Below are 17,265 nucleotides of genomic sequence, written 5' to 3'. Positions count from 1 at the left end.
ATGTGCTTATTTTTTTGTTTATACCGATAGAAGTAGTAATTGTGTTCAAGAAAAATTTGTTCTAGATATGAAAAAAGGGATATACAATGCTACAAAACAAGTAGAACAAAAAATCACTTTCTCAAAAATTGTTCTGTATAAAGGCAGGTGACAAGATGTGGAGAATGCCCCCTTATTAAAAGTGAGGCAAATGAGTAAATCATTCTCAGAACAAAGGGTACTAAAAGAAGTGAATTTAGAATTAGACTATGGCGATGTATATGCTTTAGTTGGCGGAAACGGTGCTGGGAAATCAACATTGATGAAAATATTAACAGGTTTATACTCTTATGATGCTGGGGAGATGTATGTAAAGGGAGTAGTGCAAAGTTTTTCTAATCCAGCGGAAGCACATTTAAATGGTATTTATTTAATTCCACAAGAACCGTTAATTTTTTCTCATATGACAATTGAAGAAAATATATGTATCGGAATAAAAGCAAAGAAGAAGGAACTTGGTACAAAGATAAAAGATTTGATAAAAAGTTTAGGGTGGAACATAGAACTGAGTGCAATTGGAAGTTCATTATCAATTGCACAGCAACAATTAGTAGAAATATTAAGAGGATTAATAAGAGAAGCAGAGATTCTTATTTTAGATGAGCCAACATCGACATTAACAACTCATGAAATAAAGAGTCTTTTTGTGCTGATAAAAGACTTAAAAGAAAAGGGAATCGGAATGATTTATATTACGCATCGTTTTCCGGAAATCTTTGAGATTGCGAATAAAGTAGCTATTTTGCGTGATGGAATGATAGTGAGTCAAGGGGATGTATCAGATTATACATATGACATGCTAATGGAGGGATTATTGCCAAAAGATTATAAACAAGAGGAGAAAAAAGTGGCACCTCAAGAAACGATGAAACTTTCTCAACAAGTATTAGAGGTAACAAATCTGTCGAGTTATGCATTTCAGAATATATCACTAAATGTACATGCTGGAGAGATTGTAGGGATTGCTGGTGTTGTTGGATCGGGTAGAACGGAATTAGCAGAAGTGTTATATGGGATAAGGCCCATACGGTCAGGGGATATTTTATTAGAAGGGGAGTCAATTGCAAAGTGTTCTACGAGCAAACGATTAGATAAAGGGATGGTATATGTTCCAGAGGATAGGGCAGGGAATGGTATGTTTTCAATTCGGTCTGTTAAAGAAAATATAACGGCAGCTTCTTTACACCGAATGAGCCCATTCTTTTTAAAGTGTAAAAAAGAAAGCGCTTTAGCAGAGTTGTATATGAATAAGTTTCGGATAGTTGTTTCCAATGTAGATGAAAAAATGACATCTTTATCAGGTGGAAACCAACAAAAAGTTGTATTAGCAAAATATCTTGCTTGTGAACCTAAAGTAATTATTCTTGATGAACCAACGCGCGGGATTGATGCAAAAGCAAGATTAGAAGTATATGAGGCAATTCAAAGTTTAAAACAATCAGGGCTTGCGATTTTATTAATCTCCTCAGATGTAGAAGAAATTGTTCAATTAGCAAACCGGGTCTATGTGATGAGGAATGGAAAACTTGTTTCTCATTTAGAGAAAGGAGAAATTTGTATAGATGAAGTTACACGCCTTGCATATGTGGGAAGGGAAGGTGTAACGGAATGAAACGTTTTTCAAATATAGTTAAAATGCATGAAACATCCATTCTTATTTTATTACTTATTTACATAGCCCTCGTAGGAATTATTAATCCTAGTTTTGTTCAGTTTAGTTCGCTTTCTTTAATTATGAAATCAAGTCTTATTTTAGTCATACTAGCTATTGGTCAATCATTCGTATTATTTACTAAAAATATTGATGTTTCAGTCGGTTCTATTATGGGATTAAGCGCAGCAATTTGTGGGATGTTTTTGACAAATGGTAATAGCATCTTAATTTCAATCATTGTTGCAATCTTGCTTGGATCTGTGATTGGAATGATAAATGGCGTTGGGGTTACGAAGTTTCGCGTACCGGCAATTATTATGACATTAGGAATGTTAGGGATTATTAGAGGAGCGATGTTGATCTATACAGGTGGCAAATGGATTGAAGATATTCCTAAGTCTTATAAACAGATGTCTTCTGTCATGATACTAGGGCTTCCAGTTACAGTATGGATCATTTTGGCTATTTTACTATTATTATATATCTTTTTAACGAAAGCACCTTTTGGAAGATATTTTTATGCTGCCGGAGATAACGAAGACGGAGCACGCCTCATTGGAATACTGGTAGACAAGGTGAAAATATATGCATTTATTATTTCTGGGATGAGCGCAGGGGTTGCAGGATGCATATTTGTTATGAATATCGGCTTTGTGCCAAATCAAACTGGTACAGGAATTGAGTTACAAGTAATTGCTGCCGCTGTTCTCGGCGGAATTCATCTAAAAGGTGGAACAGGTTCTATATTTGGAGCAGCACTGGGAGCGATTTTTTTAGAAGTTATAAGTAGTTCACTAGTCTTTTTAAAAATACCTGCTTTTTGGAATAGTGCTATATCAGGATTCTTACTGTTACTTATTATTATATTAGACAGCATCTTAAAAAAATGGAAGGGAATAAGACAGTTGGAAGAAAGAAGGATGAATCTATGAAGTATGCACGTGGATTTTTAAGATGGGAAGGAGTTCTTATTGTATTACTTATTATAGAGTTCATTCTCTTTGGTTTGTTAAACAGTGATTTTTTAAATATTAGTAATTTACTTTTCAGTATGAATGACTTCGTTTTTATTACGATTGCCGCAATTCCAATGACTTTTGTAATTATAACAGGTGGAATCGATGTATCTGTAGGATCGATTATGGGACTTACTTCAATTCTTATTGGTGTACTCTGGATGAATGGAATTCCGGTTATTTTAGCTGTAATTATTGCCTTGTTTATCAGTTGTCTAGCGGGTTGTATCAACGGGGTGATTATTAAAACGACAGAGGTAGAACCTCTTGTTGTTACACTTGGAACGATGTTTTTATATTCAGGAATTGCACTTGTTATCTCGGGTGGCTCAAATGCCAGTGGATATGAAGGGATAAGTGGTTTATCGGATTCTTACGTGCAACTTGCAAATGGAAGTTTTATAGGAATTCCTAATTTAGTATGGTTACTTTTCGTTTTGACTGTTTTGTTTACACTCTTACTTCATCGAACAAGGTACGGACGTTATGTCTTGTTGACAGGTGCGAATGAAAAGGCAGCACAATATTCTGGTATTCGAACAAAAAAAATAGTAACTATTTCCTATATTCTTTCTGGGTTAGGAGGTGGATTAGGAGGGGCTTTTTTAACAGCATATTTTGGCTCAGCTCGAGCTGATATTGGAAGCGAGACAATTCTGCCGGTTATTACGGCAGTTGTATTAGGTGGGACACTCATCACTGGGGGAAAAGGAAGTATTCTTGGAACAGTACTAGCAAGTATATTTATTGGAATGATGCAGTACGGTTTACAAATGACAGGTTTAACGAACGAACAGTCAAATGTAGTTATTGGTATTATACTTATCCTCTCTGTTATTATTAGGCATTTCAATTTACAGCAACTCACTATGTGGAAAAGAAGGAAATTGCATAAGGGGGAAATGTCATGAAAAGAAAACTGGGGATTTTTATCATTACATGTGTTTGTATCATCGGTTTAATCGCATGTTCTAGCAAAACAGCAGACAAGAAAAAAGCAGATGATGTGAAATTTGCTTTCATTCCGAAATTGACAGGGGTTGGCTTCTTTACATCAGGTGGTGAAGGGGCAAAAGAAATGGGAGATAAATTAGGGGTACAAGTGAAATATGATGGGCCGTCAGAGGCTAGTGTATCAGGGCAAGTAAAATATATAAATAATTTTATTAATCAAAACTATGATGCATTGATGGTTTCATCTACATCGGTTGATGGACTTTCACAATCATTACAACGCGCTAAGAAAAAAGGGATGACGGTGTTGACATGGGATTCTGATGTAAATCCGAAAGACCGTTCATTTTATATAAGCCAAGGAACGCCGGAGCAACTGGCAAATTTATTAATTCAAATGACCTCATCACAAATTGGAGATAAAGGAAAAGTAGCATTCTTTTATTCAAGTCCGACTGTAACAGATCAAAATCAGTGGGTAACAAAAGCAAAAGAGATTATAAAAGAAAAATATCCAAATTGGGAAATTGTAACGACGCAGTACGGAGAGAATAATGCACAAAAATCATTATCGGTTGGAGAAAGCATTTTAAAAACGTATCCAGATATTAATGCGGTGATTTGTCCTGATGCAACAGCACTTCCAGCAATGGCACAAGCTGCTGAAAACTTAAAATTGGATAAAAAGGTAGTTGTGACGGGATTTTCAACTCCAAACGTAATGCGTGATTATGTAAAACGTGGAACTGTTCAGCAATTTGGGCTATGGGATGTAAAACAACAAGGCGCACTTGCAACTTATGTTGCAAATGAAATTGTGGTAAAAGGAAAGAAATTAAAAGTTGGCGATAGCTTTGAAGTTCCGAATATAGGTAAAGTAAAGGTGGAACCGAATTCTATTCAAGGTTATGACTACGAAGCAGATGGAAATGGAATCATTGTATTACCAGAAAGAGTTATATTTACGAAGGATAATATTGATAAGTATAATTTTTAATGTTGAAATGAAAAACGTCCGGTATTTTTATCGGACGTTTTTATTATGCCAATCTTTTAGAATCTCTTCATCAATTTGTCCAACTACTTCTTGTGTACCATCACCTTTTTCAATTTTAACTTCAGCCCATTCTGTATTACTAACGACATACCAAAACCTTTTTGTTCCTTCAACAGTAATGATTTTTGCATTTTTGTTCCCGACATAAACTTTAGTAATAGCGTTATCACGAATTGTTCCAGCATAAATGTAAGGGATTTGATGCATGGAAGTCCATCTTACAGGGCTATTCCATTCAGTTCCTGTAGTTCTTATCCAATTCCACTTGTCACTTTCCTTTTCAAAATAAGCAATGAATATTTGTTCTCCTTGCTGATTATGTTCTGTAAATATTGCTACGGCATCATTTTCTTGTGAAACATTCATTTCTGTATGAATGAGAGTGTAGGAATTGTTCTTTTGTCCAAAATGCATTTTTTGCATCTTTTCATGGAAGTACATATAAAAGGATTGCTCTTTTGAACAGCTAATAAGAAATGTGATTAATATGAGGAAAGTATAGGTTATATTTCTATTCAACTTGCTACCTCCTTTTATCTTGAAGGATAAGTCTTTTTAGCAAAATAAGTACAAATGCCCTAATAATTATATTTATGTTAAAATTATTCTGAATATTAAATTATACGATTGGAGGAATCGATTTGCTTACACAAGAACAAATCTCCAACTTATTTAGAAATTTTTCTATAAAAGAATGTAAAGAATCGAGCGATTTATACGAACATTTATCATTGGAAATTTCAGAAGATGAGGAAATCCTTGCATTAGCATCACACGCACAACTTGGTCAGCCAACTCCTAACTTATTACTTGGTGCTGTTCACTATTTATTACTGAAAGGGAATAATCATGTATTAAAACAATACTATGGTAGCCTTGTTTCGGCTCCAGAAAAAAATCTAGAACATGCTTTTCAACAGTTTAAAGATTTTTGTCAGATTCATAGGGAAGAGATAATCAATATTTTAAAAACAAAGCTAGTGCAGACAAACGAAGTAAGACGATGTACATATTTATATCCGAGTTTTTGTTATATGTTTAATAAAGTGAATAAGCCTTTAGCGCTAATTGAAATTGGGACAAGTGCTGGTTTACAGCTGTTCTGGGATCAATATAGCTATTCTTATGGAACAGGAGAGGTGTTTGGAAATAAAGACTCTAAAGTTCATTTGAAATCAGAAATAAAAGGGGAGAATCAGCCATTTTTCTTACAACAAAGTCCACTTGTCGTAGAAAGAATCGGACTTGATTTACATATAAATGATTTAAATAATGAGGAAGATTATTTATGGTTACGCTCACTTATTTGGCCTGAGCATAAAGAACGACTTGAAATGTTTGATCACGCAGCAGCTTGTTTAAAAGAACAATCTGTAAAATTAATAGAAGGAGATGGAGTATCTCTTCTTTCAGACATTGCAGAACAAATTCCAGAGGATTCGGTGATTTGTGTTTTCCATACACATGTAGCGAATCAAATACCAGAGAGTGTAAAACATAAATTAGTAGAAAAAGTTAAAGAAATTGGTGCGAAACGGGATGTATTTCACCTGTATAACAACATGTGGGATAGAGATCTTCATCTTGATTATTTTATGAATGGGAAAGAATACAATGAAACTGTTGGAGAAACGGATGGCCATGCGCGTTGGTTTAGTTGGAGGTTGGACGATAAATCGCTTTGTTAGATTGATATTTTAACGGTGTATAAAGAAGGGACAACTTACATGAGTTGTCCCTTCTTTATTGTAATAAATAAATTTTCATGTAAAATGAACCTTTTGTGAGAAACGAGCGAATATAGTGTGAAAGATTGTTTAAAACATGAGAGGGGAACGAGAATTGGATGAAATTGAACTAAAGGAATGGCTACAGAGAATGGCCTCTGGAGATCAACAAGCCTTTCAGGTTATTTATGAATTTACATGTAAAGATATTTATAGAACAGTAGCTTTTTTAGTAGTAGATAAGCAGGATGTAGAGGATATTGTGAATGAAGTATATATTCAAATATGGAAATCTGTAGTTAACTATGATGTGAAAGGTGAATTAAGTTCAAAAAGTGGTAGTTTTGAAGATGTAGTCCAAATCAAACAGTCTGAAATCTTTGAAGTAAAAAAGACACCGTATAAACAAAATTCAGATAATTTCGACGGACAACCTTTCGATTGATTATCAAACTATACAATCGATGGGTGTAGGGTAACATTGGGAGAATATAAATTTGGAAATATAATTGGTATGAGAATAATTGTACCAGTAAAAAATGATAGAAGTGAGTATCGAATTTTTGTCACTGATAGCAAGTTATCAAAAAAGGAGCTTGAAAAAGTATTATTTTCAATGGTGAAATGAATAGATATTGCAAAGTAGCTATTCAAGAGTGAATGAATTAAGAGTTCTATATTATTTTGCTACATAGAAGTAAATAAACAAAAATGAAAGTAACTAGTTACTTTCATTTTTGTTTATGATAATATGTTAGTAATCACTTACTTACATATTGGATGGAGGAATTAGAATGGGAAAACCAACAGCGAGAGAAAAAGTTATGGAAGCAGCGACTTTATTATTTGGTGAAAAGGGATATACAGCCACGACAATTCGTGAAGTTGCAGAAAAAGCAGGGGTAAGCGAGTTGACAATTTTTCGTAATTTTAAAAACAAGGAAAATTTATTTCGGGAAAGTATTATTTTGCGAACAACCCCAGTTGCTTTATTAGAGGAATTAGAAGAACAGTTTACAGGTGATTTAAATAAAGACCTTACAAAGATTGCAGAAACATACATTCAGGTAAACTTACCAAAATTAAATTATATTTGGGCAGCATTACTAGAATCTAGACAAAATAGTGAAATGAAACGATTACTTCATGAATTAAATTCACATTTAGTTGACCATTTAGAAACATATTTACAGCTACTTGGAGAGAAGGGACATATTATTACATGTAACTATCGTTTAATAGCGAACATGTTTTATGGACAATTATTCCTATATATTATGAATGTTAGTATAACGGAAGAGGATATTCAATTAGAAGAGTACATAGAGACATGTGTAACTCTATTTATTAACGGGATTTCAAATAAGAAAAATTAAGAGAGAGGAAATGGAAACATGAGAAAATTATTTGCGCTATTTGCATTAGTTGCAGGATTCTTCATGGCAATTTTAGATTCAAATATTGTAAATATTGCATTGCCGGAAATGACAAAAACATTTCATACGTCTATTGATACAATTTCTTGGATTGCAAATGGATATAATGTCGCTTTTGTTACTTGTTTATTAATAGCAGCTCGTCTTGCGGATCAATTTGGCCGCAAGAAGCTGTATGTTATTGGTTTATTAGGATTTTCTATTAGCTCACTCATGTGCGGAATAGCATCATCTTTTTATACATTGGTAATTTTTCGTGTGTTGCAAGGAATCTCTGCAGCTATCATTGTTCCTGTTGCAATGCCACTTGGACTTGAGCTTGTACCAAAAGAAAAGCAAGGCATGGTAGGTGGTATCATGGGAGCTTTTGGCGGGTTAGCTGCAGCGATTGGTCCATCACTTGGAGGTGTCTTAACAGATAAACTAAGTTGGAACTGGGTATTTTTTATTAATGTTCCAGTTGGTATTCTATCCTTACTCTTCGTCTTGCTTTTTATTAAAGAATCATATGATTATACAGCTAGTTCTAAAATAGATTGGGCAGGTATGGTTACTTCATCATGTGCATTGTTTTTACTTGTATACGCTCTGATACAAGTAAATAAATCGAGTTTAAGTCCGCTAAGTATAAGTCTTCTCTTTGTTATTTCTTTTATAAGCTTTATATTGTTTATCTTTATTGAAAAGAAAAGTAAAAATCCGATGTTACCCCTATATTTATTCTCATATAAGGAGTTTTCGTTTTCAAATCTTTCATTATTTTTTGTAGGCATGGGTTTAATGAACTTTTTATTTGTTTTTGCATTTTATTTAGTTCAAGTAGATGGAATGAGCGAGCTTCAATCAGGGATGATTATTAGTACACTTGCGATAGTATCAATGGTAGTTACCGCGATTATGACACCCATTGCTGCAAAACATGGAAGTAGTGTTATCGGTATTATAGGAATTATCGCATTTATAATCGCTTCGTATTTATTTGGTCATATGGAATCAGGCTTTTCAAATTGGGATTATATTTGGCGACTCGTGGTTGTAGGTTTTGGTGCAGGGTGTACGCTTGCTCCATTTACAACAACTGCCGTTTTAAGTGTTCCAATCGAAAAATTAGGTATTGCGTCAAGTATATCTAATATTTCTAGAACAGTAGGAAGTATAGTAGGTGTAGCGATATTAGTTGTGATTTTAAATCATCAATTATCTATCGAAAAAGAAGAAATAAAGCAACAAGTGAAAGCGATGATTCAAAAAGGCGATCAAACAGACTTTGAAAAACAAAAAATACTACACGTAATAAAAGCAATTGATGAGAAGAAATATGTAAGCATGGAATCAGAGGAAGGAAATAAACTCTACGAACAAATTAAATGGAAATATAAATACGGGGTTATTCGTAGTTTTAATAAAACTTTTTTAATAGGAGCATTTATTTTCTTTTTGGCACTTATTTGTAGTGTGCTAGAAATATATATGAAGAGAAAGAGGGGGAATAAATTAAGAGCCACATGTTAAAAGGAAGATATAATACAATAACACTATTTACATAATATAATTATGGTTAAGATGTTTAAGGATGCTATTATTTAATTGATAACCCTCATCTCAAGATAGTAAGAAAGAGATAAAAACAGTGTGTGAAAATGTTTGAAGTGAAAGTTTACCATAAAAAAACTTTAAAAAGAACACTAGTTCGTATATACTTAATACAATTGAAGTTGAAGTAGAAGAAGGGAAGAGAAGATGATGATTCATAAAGTTGGTCAAATTATGCTATATGTAAATAATCAAGATGAGGCTGTGCAATTTTGGACAGAAAAAGTAGGTTTCCACTTAGTTGCTGATGAAGATAACGGTCAAGGGTTTAGATGGATTGAAATCGCGCCAACAGAGAAAGCAGAAACGAGTATTATTCTACATAATAAAGAATTAATTGCGAAGATGCAGCCTGAATTAAATCTTAGTACACCATCCATGTTGTTTTTCACTGAAGATATCGATAAATTATATAAAGAGTTTGTAGAGAAAGAAATTACAGTTGGAGAATTTGTAAATATGCCGTCTGGTAGAGCGTTTAATTTTGCTGATCCTGAGAAAAATTACTTTGCAATTATGGAAAAGAAGTAAGTATAAAATTGACAAACTTGATCTTTAAACGAAACAACACCATTTTATAGATGGTGTTGTTTTATAGGTTTTGAGCAATTATTTATTACAAAATGCAAATGATTATTTACATTTTGTTGGTAATCATTTACAATGAAGGTGTTTGAAAAGGAGGGAAGTGAAGTTAGGATGCTTGAAAACAGAGTTAGAGAATTACGGGCAAGATTTAGGTGGACTCAGCAAGACTTGGCTGATGCAATTGGAGTGACGAGGCAGACAATTGGGTTAATTGAAAAAGGTGATTATTCTCCCTCTGTCACCATGGCGTTAAAAATAGCTACCGCGTTTCAACTTACAGTAGAAGATGTTTTTTATTTAAAGGGAAAGGAATGATTATAATGAAACAGGTTTTAAAATCTCCGCTTATAGGGGCCGGTATATTTGTTTTGATTATTGCATTTTTACTATTTTCTCTTATGAGTACACAGGTCGTTTTAGCTAGATTATGTTTTTGGATTCTAGTGACGGTTACTGTTTTCTGGTTCATTCTCACAAAGCTTTATAATCGAAAGAATTCGGATGATAAGATTAGATTATTTAGCTTTATACCATCCGAATTTCGTGAAATAGATGAAGGGCAGCAGTGGGTAACTTATAAGGCTTGCCGAAATGTATATATTTACTATAGCGTTGCACTTCCAGTAACAGCAGGGATCTTCTTCTTCTTTTCTCAACATAATTTTGTTCCATTACTGTGCATTGGTGTATTAGGTGCAGGCCAATACGTGGTCTATTGGTTAACTACTATTCTTATTTTAAATCGTATTTAATCTAAAGAAAAAAGGGGATGAAACAATATGCTAGAGTGGGCTCAAAATGCAGGTGAAATGTGGCAATATGTCGTTTTATTTCTATTAGCTTTTGCTCCATGGATGGATGTATCAATCGTTGTACCACTTGGTATCGCATGGGGATTGCAACCATTTGCAGTAGGGGTGACTGCATTTGCAGGGAATCTTATCTTGGTTCTATTATTGGGATTCTTCTTTAAGCAGTATGCAAAATGGCAAGCAGCAAGAAAGTTAAAAAAAGGTATAACAACACCTTCTAAAAAAGAAACTAGATCAAGGCGAATATGGGAACGATATGGTATTCCTGGTTTGGCATTGCTTGCTCCCATTCTCGTAGGAACTGATATTGCAGCCGTATTAGCTTTAACATTTGGATCTAACAAGACACACGTCATAAGTTGGATGACAGTCAGTCTAGCGGTATGGACAATCATTTTTGTAGTTGCTTCGATGTATGGATTTAGCCTTTTACATATTATTTAGGATAATATAGAACTGTCTATGAATATAGTAATGAAGTAAGAGGGATGAAGAAAAAACGTCGTAGATTGAATATGGAAGTCAAAATAAGAAGAAGTGTCCAATTTAAGGTTATTAAAGTCTGAATTTTCCGATCGATTATTAGGATCTAATATGAATGGATCTTGGTTCTTCTCCGATTACACTGATAGAAGTGACTAAGGGAGAATAATGAAATATGAAAAAAACTGTATATATTGCATTAGAAAAGATCTCGTTAAAATATAAAAATTCACTATATTGTAAGGAGAGAAAATAATTGAACCTAGGTAATCCGATAGCTATTGGGAATACAGCAAAGATATATCTTTATGATAATAAAATTGTGAAAGTGTTTAAAAAGCACTTTCACAATACAGAATCTTTATGTGAGGCAAAGAAACAAGGATACGCTTATTCATGTGGGATTCAAGTCCCAAAGGTATTAGAAGTCACAGAAATAAAGGATAGGCAAGCAATTATAATGGAATATGTAAAAGGGAAAACAGTAGGTGATCTCTTAATTCATAATATGGAACGAGCTGAGCATTACATAAGTATTTGTGTTAATGCACAACAAAAGGTGCATGCTGTTGTTGTTGATTTGGATTTACTTGAACCGATGTCAGAAAAGCTACGTCGTCAAATTGAATCAGTACAGAATCTAGATGAGAAACAAAAGGGTAAATTGTTAAGAAAATTGGATTCAATGGTATTTGAACCTAGGCTATGTCATGGGGATTTTCATCCATTTAATTTGATTTTGAGTAATGATAATGTGAAAATTATTGATTGGGTGGATGCTAGCGCGGGAGATATTCTTGCCGATGTCTACCGAACATATTTGTTGTATGCCCAGGCTTCAGTAGAGCTAGCTGAAATGTATTTACGTATATATTGCAAAAATGCTGGTTTATCAAGGGATGAAGTTATAAAGTGGGCTCCTATTATTGCTGGAGCAAGATTGTCAGAAAAAGTATCTTCAGAAAACATAGAACATCTAAAGAGATTAGTAGACCAGTATTGTCATTAAGGAACATGATAGAACTAGCATTTCTGCAATAATCAAGTTTTTTAATGCGACAGAATTAGATAATAAAACCGTTCAAAATTTTTGAACGGTTTTTGGTTGTTATATTATTTTTTAACTTATATATTGAAAAGTTATGCTAGATAGTTATTTCGATTTGATTTCCTTCTGGATCACTAATTACGCTCTCATAATAGCCATCTCCAGTGAAACGTGGTCCATTTAATACCGGATATCCAGCTTCTTTTAATGTTTTGGTTAGTTGATTCACATTTTCTTCACTACCAACAGAAAAAGCCAAGTGAGCATACCCGGTTATATTGGGATTAGGTTTATCTTCTATTCCTTTCTTTCGCATAATTTCAAGGCGTGCTCCAGATTCAAAAGTAATAAAATAAGATTCGAAATGTTTAGCTTTATTGTGATATAAAGAATTCGCCTCTCCATTAAAGTATTGTGTATAGAAAGTGCGCATTGCCTCTAAATCATTTACCCAAATAGCTATATGTTCAATTTTCATTATTTTCATCAGTCCCATTCCTATATGAATTTGTAAAGAGTTGTTAAATTTAAAAATGATATTTCAAGAAAAATACAAGAGTGCCGAGAAAAGAGTTTAGTCTTGCAAGTGAAGATTTGTATTAATTTTCCATTGTATATGTACATAGAATTTTTTTAAAGGATCAATCGTTTCTATATCAATTAGATGCTTATGGTGATTACCGAGTAAGGAGGAGAGAATTTATGATTCAATATGAACAAATGTTGCTAGTAGGAATAATTATGTCTATTATACTATCAATTCTGATTTTAGGGTCATTATATTATAATCCTCGTCTGTGGTTAAATGATTATCCTAAAGATGTTCAAAAAGCTGTTTTGCCCAAAACAATTACTGAAAAAAGGCAAACTTTATACTTTGGAATTGTATATAATGTAATTCTTTTTGGAACACCGTTGATTTCAACTTTTTTACTAAATCAATATGAGAAATTATTGTTTATAGATGCTTTCTTGCATTCTTTTGGAATTTTAATGATTTTTAACTTGGTTGATTTACTCATTATAGATTGGCTTATATTTTGTTGGATTACCCCGAGATTTGTTGTTATTCCTAGTACAGAAGGGATGAAGGGATATAAAGATTATAAGATGCATCTAAGAGGAGCATTGATTGGTACGCCTTCTCTTATAATAGTTAGTTTATTCATTGCTGGAATTGCTATAAATATTTAGTATGAGGAATATATTATATTTTACTTTACTTTACTTTACTTTGAGGAGATAAGGATGGACATTTTTATTAGAAAACTAGAAATACATGATTTGAATGGAATTCCTGAAATTGATGATAGTTTTACGGTTGATTCTAAGTTAGTTCTTTCATTAGGAGCGATGGATCAACGAATAGAATACACAGTGAAAGAAATACCAAGCTATGAGAAAAATTATTCAGAAGATATATATAAAGAGGATCAAGAGAATGATTTAGATTATAGTGAATATGTTAATAATCTAGATAAGATAATTTATTTGGCGTTTATGAATCACCAAATAATTGGAATGATTATAGTAAAGAGAAACTGGAATGATTTTGCTTACGTGGAAGATATAAAAGTAGATAAGCAGTTTAGACAGCTTGGAGTTGGTAGAAAATTAATTGAGCGGGCAAAGTATTGGGCACAAGTTTGTGAAATGCCAGGAATTATGCTGGAGACACAGAACAATAACGTTAAAGCGTGCAAGTTTTATGAAAGCTGTGGCTTTATTATAGGAGGCTTTGATTTTCTTGTATATAAAGGGATAAATGAGCAAAATGATGAAGTTGCAATATATTGGTATTTGAGATTTAAAGACAGTCCGATATAACCTATAGTGCTTCACGCGAACAAAGAGTGTCTTTAGAGCTTTTCATGGCACTCTTTGTTCGTTATCATGCTAAAAAAAATTCTAAAGATACAAGGAATAGGTTAGTTCACCGTATGTGAGAATTTCATCATCGGTAAACCCCTGATTAGAATAGAATTTTTGACCCGAATCATTTTCAGGATGCACAGTTAAGCGAATGCGATGGCAAGATGGATGAACGATTTTTAAATGGTTAATTAATTCGTTTATTGCTGCGGCTCCAAATCCTTTTCTTTGATGTCCTTTGTCGATAAAAAAATGAAACAGCCAAAAGTCCTTTTGACAATCTAGTTCGTAATGTAGATTAAAGAAACCAACCATTTTCTCGTTATGATAAATTCTAAAAGGTTCAATCATTCTATCATCCGGCCTAATATATGCTTTAGCAAGTGCAATAGCAACAGGTGGTGTAACTTCAGAAACAAACTTTTGTTGTTCAATATTTACAGAAAGCGTGAGAGCCTCTCGCCAGTTGTCAGAAGTTATTTTTTTCAGAGTTACTTGAGACATAAGTTGAAACCTCCAGTTTAAATAGGGGATATGGGAAGAGCTATTGAACAAGCGTATTTTGCCCAGCAGCAATTTTCCACGATTCTTTTTCTTTAACCATCACATAAACAGCAAGGCTCCCTTGCTCATCTTCTATTATTTTTCCTTCAGAGGTTGTTGGGTATTGTCTAATATGTGCGATAGCTACACCGGAACGTATGAATTTAATGCTTTCAATTGTATAACAAGCGTATGAATTACGAAGAGGTCCTGGTAAAAGAACTTTGTGTGCCTTATGGATTTGCTTCCAACCTGATAGTCGCTTGCCAAGCACATTGACCCAAGTGGCATTTAAAGTGAAGTGGCGATCTAATTCATCCGCATCATGTGTATTAAATGCACTTTCCATTTCGGTGATCGTTTGCCGGATTGCATGTATTTCTTCTTGTTGATGTTCTTTTGAATTATAACCTTTAGACATCTTGATTCCTCCTACGTTAGTTTGATATCTATAGATTACTAAAGTAAAGGTTCTATAACATCCAACAATAGTAGTATTTTTTTGTAGTGGAAATTATACGAAGGTATGATAGCAAGACGGTTTTATACACATATATTAAAATTTTTCTCTAAATCATACTCGCTAGCTAATAAGAGGAGTTAATTCAAGGAGTCTAGAATATTATAATGTTATGTATAGAGAGGTGAAATATGTTATTCCAAAAAGGAAGTTTATCGATTAGATGTGTTATAGAAGATGATGTGAATACCATCTCAAAATGGTTAACAAATCCAGAACTTTTACAGTATTACGAAGGTAGAGATAATCCGCAATCTCCAGAAAAAGTTCGTACTAACTTTATTCATAGTCCGAAAGGGAAAGAAAAAAGATGTGTAGTAGAATATGCTGAAGAACCGATTGGTTATATACAAATTTACCTGATCGAATCAGAATGGAAAAAGTTATATGGATATAGAGAAAATCAAAATATATGTGGGATGGACCAATTTATTGGGGACACAGCATATTGGAATAAGGGAATCGGTACAGAGCTTGTGAAAGCAGCAATTACATATATCACCGATGGGTTAGGGGCAGAAGCAATTGCAATGGATCCAAGAGTAAGTAACGAACGTGCTATTCGGTGTTATGAAAAATGTGGGTTTCAAAAGATAAAAAGGTTAATAAAACATGAACTTCATGAAGGGAACTTAGAAGATTGCTGGATGATGGAGTATAGGCGATAAAGGTATGTAGTGATTTTAATTTTATTAAAGTTACATATTATTAATATATATAAATCTACATTAAAAAGGGGGGCGATGTGTGATGAAGAAAGCTTTGGTAGTAATAGATGTTCAAGAAGGTATATATACAGCTTTACCCTTTGGATTTAGTATTTAAAGGGGTGTTATTTATTTTTGATGGGTTTTATAAGGATTATAGCTATTTTTCAAGATTAAAAATTGCTTTCCATTTTGTAGATTAATTACAATTATACTACGCCCTCCGCTATGCTTCGGTTGTGACATAATAAGAGGGCGTTAATTATGAATAACAAAATTTAATTAGGTAGGTGTGAATGGTGGTATATAAAGTGGAAGGTTTTAACTTTTCTGAAAAATACGACTGTTGGGATGGGTCTATAAACGTAAATTGTTCCGTTTCGTTTTTTGAACAAAAAAAAATTGAGATAAAGGGGTATTTAGAGAGTAATCAACCTTTAACAAAAGAATCTTATAATACGCTATGTTATTTAAAGGAACACTTTGATATTGTTTATGAAAATATACTAAAGGGTCTATTTGAATTGCAATGTAAAGATTTAATGAGTTACGAGATATATAATGAAAATGATCATTCCTTTAGTCCCATTACTTTTAATAGTATGGAAGAAATCCATCCTTATATAGGAACTCCTACATTTGAGATTTTACCTGACTATACGAAGGATAACTATGCTTACTTTGCAATTTCATTTGATGAAGGTTGCTTGCTATCTATTGAACATGGTCTCATAGCTTTATTTTTTAAAAATGATATGATTCATATTCAGCCTTCTGATTCATATTGTATGCTTCAGATGCTTATGGATTACGAGGAAGATTGTGTGAAGTGGCAAAAAGATTTTTGGTTAGTGTGTTTTGAACTAGCTAAGAACAATTTATTAAACGATAGAGAATTGGTTAGAGCCAAGTGGTTGAAAAGTAAATAACCCTCTTAGTTTTTAAACAGAAATCTTAAAAACAAAACTGATGATAGTTTTTAGCGTTATAAAACCTAGCAGCATAGCGTTATGTTGCTAGGTTTTATTTTCTGTTATTGTTGCTTTGAATAAAGTCACGATGATTGTAAAAAAGTTGCGAAACTTCACTTCTTTCAATTAAAGAATTCTACGAAAGCTTCAAACAAACTTTTTATAAAATGGAATGTTTTTTGGTTAAAGTTGTTGAAGTTCATGCAATTATTCCTGATATCCGAAATATTGAAGGATTACAAAAA

The 17,265-nt window shown here is 33.2% G+C and carries 21 protein-coding genes and 1 pseudogene; 18 read left to right on the top strand and 4 right to left on the bottom strand.

Annotated elements, in window-relative coordinates; all coding sequences use genetic code 11:
• Positions 1-157 precede the first annotated feature (157 nt).
• Genes JDS96_RS19300 through lsrB form a run of 4 tightly spaced genes read left to right on the top strand, consistent with a single transcriptional unit; the run spans position 158 to position 4,660 of the window.
• The gene (locus tag JDS96_RS19300; RefSeq protein ID WP_199667725.1) at positions 158-1,651 is read left to right on the top strand and encodes a sugar ABC transporter ATP-binding protein; all 1,494 of its coding nucleotides are present in this window, start codon (positions 158-160) and stop codon (positions 1,649-1,651) included.
• Positions 1,648-2,625, top strand: coding sequence for an ABC transporter permease subunit (locus JDS96_RS19295; RefSeq protein ID WP_199667724.1), 978 nt, complete (start codon positions 1,648-1,650; stop codon positions 2,623-2,625). The genes JDS96_RS19300 and JDS96_RS19295 overlap by 4 nt, the downstream gene beginning before the upstream one ends.
• Complete coding sequence (locus tag JDS96_RS19290) at positions 2,622-3,620, top strand: ABC transporter permease (protein WP_199667723.1); 999 nt, start codon at positions 2,622-2,624, stop codon at positions 3,618-3,620. Before JDS96_RS19295 ends, JDS96_RS19290 begins: the two co-directional genes overlap by 4 nt.
• Positions 3,617-4,660 carry an autoinducer 2 ABC transporter substrate-binding protein LsrB gene (gene lsrB, locus JDS96_RS19285; protein WP_199667722.1) on the top strand — a complete coding sequence of 348 codons (1,044 nt, stop codon included), beginning with the start codon at positions 3,617-3,619 and terminating at the stop codon, positions 4,658-4,660. The genes JDS96_RS19290 and lsrB overlap by 4 nt, the downstream gene beginning before the upstream one ends.
• 27 nt (positions 4,661-4,687) lie before the next feature.
• Here lsrB and JDS96_RS19280 read toward each other — a convergent pair whose 3' ends face one another.
• A complete protein-coding gene (locus tag JDS96_RS19280) occupies positions 4,688-5,239 on the bottom strand; it encodes a hypothetical protein (RefSeq protein ID WP_199667721.1) in 552 nt (183 codons plus the stop codon).
• 122 nt (positions 5,240-5,361) lie between these two features.
• On the opposite strand from JDS96_RS19280, the gene JDS96_RS19275 reads away from it, so the two are divergent.
• From JDS96_RS19275 to JDS96_RS19230, 10 genes and pseudogenes are all read left to right on the top strand, one after another.
• The gene (locus JDS96_RS19275; RefSeq protein WP_199667720.1) at positions 5,362-6,408 is read left to right on the top strand and encodes a DUF2332 domain-containing protein; all 1,047 of its coding nucleotides are present in this window, start codon (positions 5,362-5,364) and stop codon (positions 6,406-6,408) included.
• 154 nt (positions 6,409-6,562) lie between these two features.
• Positions 6,563-6,760 (top strand): annotated as a pseudogene (locus JDS96_RS33295) (sigma-70 family RNA polymerase sigma factor); the annotation flags it as partial.
• 168 nt (positions 6,761-6,928) lie between these two features.
• A complete protein-coding gene (locus JDS96_RS19265; protein ID WP_199667719.1) occupies positions 6,929-7,075 on the top strand; it encodes a hypothetical protein in 147 nt (48 codons plus the stop codon).
• Between the two features lie 166 nt (positions 7,076-7,241).
• Positions 7,242-7,823 carry a TetR/AcrR family transcriptional regulator gene (locus tag JDS96_RS19260; RefSeq protein WP_016132943.1) on the top strand — a complete coding sequence of 194 codons (582 nt, stop codon included), beginning with the start codon at positions 7,242-7,244 and terminating at the stop codon, positions 7,821-7,823.
• 18 nt (positions 7,824-7,841) lie between these two features.
• Positions 7,842-9,395 (top strand): MFS transporter, encoded by a 1,554-nt coding sequence (locus tag JDS96_RS19255; RefSeq protein WP_199667718.1) that lies wholly within the window; start codon positions 7,842-7,844, stop codon positions 9,393-9,395.
• Between the two features lie 231 nt (positions 9,396-9,626).
• Positions 9,627-10,007: a VOC family protein gene (locus JDS96_RS19250; protein WP_199667747.1), complete on the top strand. Its 381-nt coding sequence runs from the start codon at positions 9,627-9,629 to the stop codon at positions 10,005-10,007.
• 168 nt (positions 10,008-10,175) lie between these two features.
• Positions 10,176-10,379: a helix-turn-helix transcriptional regulator gene (locus JDS96_RS19245; protein WP_199667717.1), complete on the top strand. Its 204-nt coding sequence runs from the start codon at positions 10,176-10,178 to the stop codon at positions 10,377-10,379.
• A gap of 2 nt (positions 10,380-10,381) precedes the next feature.
• On the top strand, positions 10,382-10,816 hold the full coding sequence (locus JDS96_RS19240) for a hypothetical protein (protein WP_098160311.1): 435 nt from the start codon (positions 10,382-10,384) through the stop codon (positions 10,814-10,816).
• Between the two features lie 27 nt (positions 10,817-10,843).
• The gene (locus tag JDS96_RS19235) at positions 10,844-11,320 is read left to right on the top strand and encodes a small multi-drug export protein (protein WP_003198383.1); all 477 of its coding nucleotides are present in this window, start codon (positions 10,844-10,846) and stop codon (positions 11,318-11,320) included.
• Positions 11,321-11,615: 295 nt separating this feature from the next.
• The gene (locus tag JDS96_RS19230) at positions 11,616-12,368 is read left to right on the top strand and encodes a phosphotransferase family protein (RefSeq protein WP_199667716.1); all 753 of its coding nucleotides are present in this window, start codon (positions 11,616-11,618) and stop codon (positions 12,366-12,368) included.
• 136 nt (positions 12,369-12,504) lie between these two features.
• Here JDS96_RS19230 and JDS96_RS19225 read toward each other — a convergent pair whose 3' ends face one another.
• Entirely contained in the window at positions 12,505-12,885 is a 381-nt protein-coding gene (locus JDS96_RS19225; protein WP_199667746.1) for a VOC family protein, read from the bottom strand.
• Between the two features lie 224 nt (positions 12,886-13,109).
• On the opposite strand from JDS96_RS19225, the gene JDS96_RS19220 reads away from it, so the two are divergent.
• The gene (locus tag JDS96_RS19220) at positions 13,110-13,601 is read left to right on the top strand and encodes a nitroreductase (protein WP_199667715.1); all 492 of its coding nucleotides are present in this window, start codon (positions 13,110-13,112) and stop codon (positions 13,599-13,601) included.
• Positions 13,602-13,655: 54 nt separating this feature from the next.
• Entirely contained in the window at positions 13,656-14,234 is a 579-nt protein-coding gene (locus JDS96_RS19215) for a GNAT family N-acetyltransferase (RefSeq protein WP_199667714.1), read from the top strand.
• An 81-nt stretch (positions 14,235-14,315) separates the two neighbouring features.
• Here the strand turns inward: JDS96_RS19215 and JDS96_RS19210 are convergent, their stop codons facing one another.
• Positions 14,316-14,783 (bottom strand): GNAT family N-acetyltransferase, encoded by a 468-nt coding sequence (locus JDS96_RS19210; protein WP_199667713.1) that lies wholly within the window; start codon positions 14,781-14,783, stop codon positions 14,316-14,318.
• Between the two features lie 40 nt (positions 14,784-14,823).
• A complete protein-coding gene (locus JDS96_RS19205; RefSeq protein WP_199667712.1) occupies positions 14,824-15,243 on the bottom strand; it encodes an SgcJ/EcaC family oxidoreductase in 420 nt (139 codons plus the stop codon).
• A 230-nt stretch (positions 15,244-15,473) separates the two neighbouring features.
• On the opposite strand from JDS96_RS19205, the gene JDS96_RS19200 reads away from it, so the two are divergent.
• Together JDS96_RS19200 and JDS96_RS19195 are read left to right on the top strand one after the other, a co-directional pair.
• A complete protein-coding gene (locus JDS96_RS19200) occupies positions 15,474-16,010 on the top strand; it encodes a GNAT family N-acetyltransferase (protein WP_199667711.1) in 537 nt (178 codons plus the stop codon).
• Positions 16,011-16,360: 350 nt separating this feature from the next.
• Positions 16,361-16,978 (top strand): DUF6985 domain-containing protein, encoded by a 618-nt coding sequence (locus JDS96_RS19195; RefSeq protein ID WP_307838196.1) that lies wholly within the window; start codon positions 16,361-16,363, stop codon positions 16,976-16,978.
• Positions 16,979-17,265: the final 287 nt, after the last annotated feature.

The organism is Bacillus cereus group sp. N21 (genome assembly GCF_016483395.1).
GTDB lineage: Bacteria > Bacillota > Bacilli > Bacillales > Bacillaceae_G > Bacillus_A > Bacillus_A pseudomycoides.
Note: the sequence above shows the minus strand (reverse complement) of the source record. Positions and strands in the feature narration are given on the sequence as shown.

What these genes read in the sequence shown, in the direction of transcription:
- JDS96_RS19255 (WP_199667718.1), top strand. Translation starts at nt 7,842, where the DNA reads ATGAGAAAATTATTTGCGCTATTTGCATTAGTTGCAGGATTCTTCATG.
- JDS96_RS19235 (WP_003198383.1), top strand. Translation starts at nt 10,844, where the DNA reads ATGCTAGAGTGGGCTCAAAATGCAGGTGAAATGTGGCAATATGTCGTT.
- JDS96_RS19290 (WP_199667723.1), top strand. Translation starts at nt 2,622, where the DNA reads ATGAAGTATGCACGTGGATTTTTAAGATGGGAAGGAGTTCTTATTGTA.
- JDS96_RS19260 (WP_016132943.1), top strand. Translation starts at nt 7,242, where the DNA reads ATGGGAAAACCAACAGCGAGAGAAAAAGTTATGGAAGCAGCGACTTTA.
- JDS96_RS19225 (WP_199667746.1), bottom strand. Translation starts at nt 12,885, where the DNA reads ATGAAAATTGAACATATAGCTATTTGGGTAAATGATTTAGAGGCAATG.
- lsrB (WP_199667722.1), top strand. Translation starts at nt 3,617, where the DNA reads ATGAAAAGAAAACTGGGGATTTTTATCATTACATGTGTTTGTATCATC.
- JDS96_RS19215 (WP_199667714.1), top strand. Translation starts at nt 13,656, where the DNA reads ATGGACATTTTTATTAGAAAACTAGAAATACATGATTTGAATGGAATT.
- JDS96_RS19245 (WP_199667717.1), top strand. Translation starts at nt 10,176, where the DNA reads ATGCTTGAAAACAGAGTTAGAGAATTACGGGCAAGATTTAGGTGGACT.
- JDS96_RS19210 (WP_199667713.1), bottom strand. Translation starts at nt 14,783, where the DNA reads ATGTCTCAAGTAACTCTGAAAAAAATAACTTCTGACAACTGGCGAGAG.
- JDS96_RS19200 (WP_199667711.1), top strand. Translation starts at nt 15,474, where the DNA reads ATGTTATTCCAAAAAGGAAGTTTATCGATTAGATGTGTTATAGAAGAT.
- JDS96_RS19220 (WP_199667715.1), top strand. Translation starts at nt 13,110, where the DNA reads ATGATTCAATATGAACAAATGTTGCTAGTAGGAATAATTATGTCTATT.
- JDS96_RS19295 (WP_199667724.1), top strand. Translation starts at nt 1,648, where the DNA reads ATGAAACGTTTTTCAAATATAGTTAAAATGCATGAAACATCCATTCTT.
- JDS96_RS19250 (WP_199667747.1), top strand. Translation starts at nt 9,627, where the DNA reads ATGATTCATAAAGTTGGTCAAATTATGCTATATGTAAATAATCAAGAT.
- JDS96_RS19205 (WP_199667712.1), bottom strand. Translation starts at nt 15,243, where the DNA reads ATGTCTAAAGGTTATAATTCAAAAGAACATCAACAAGAAGAAATACAT.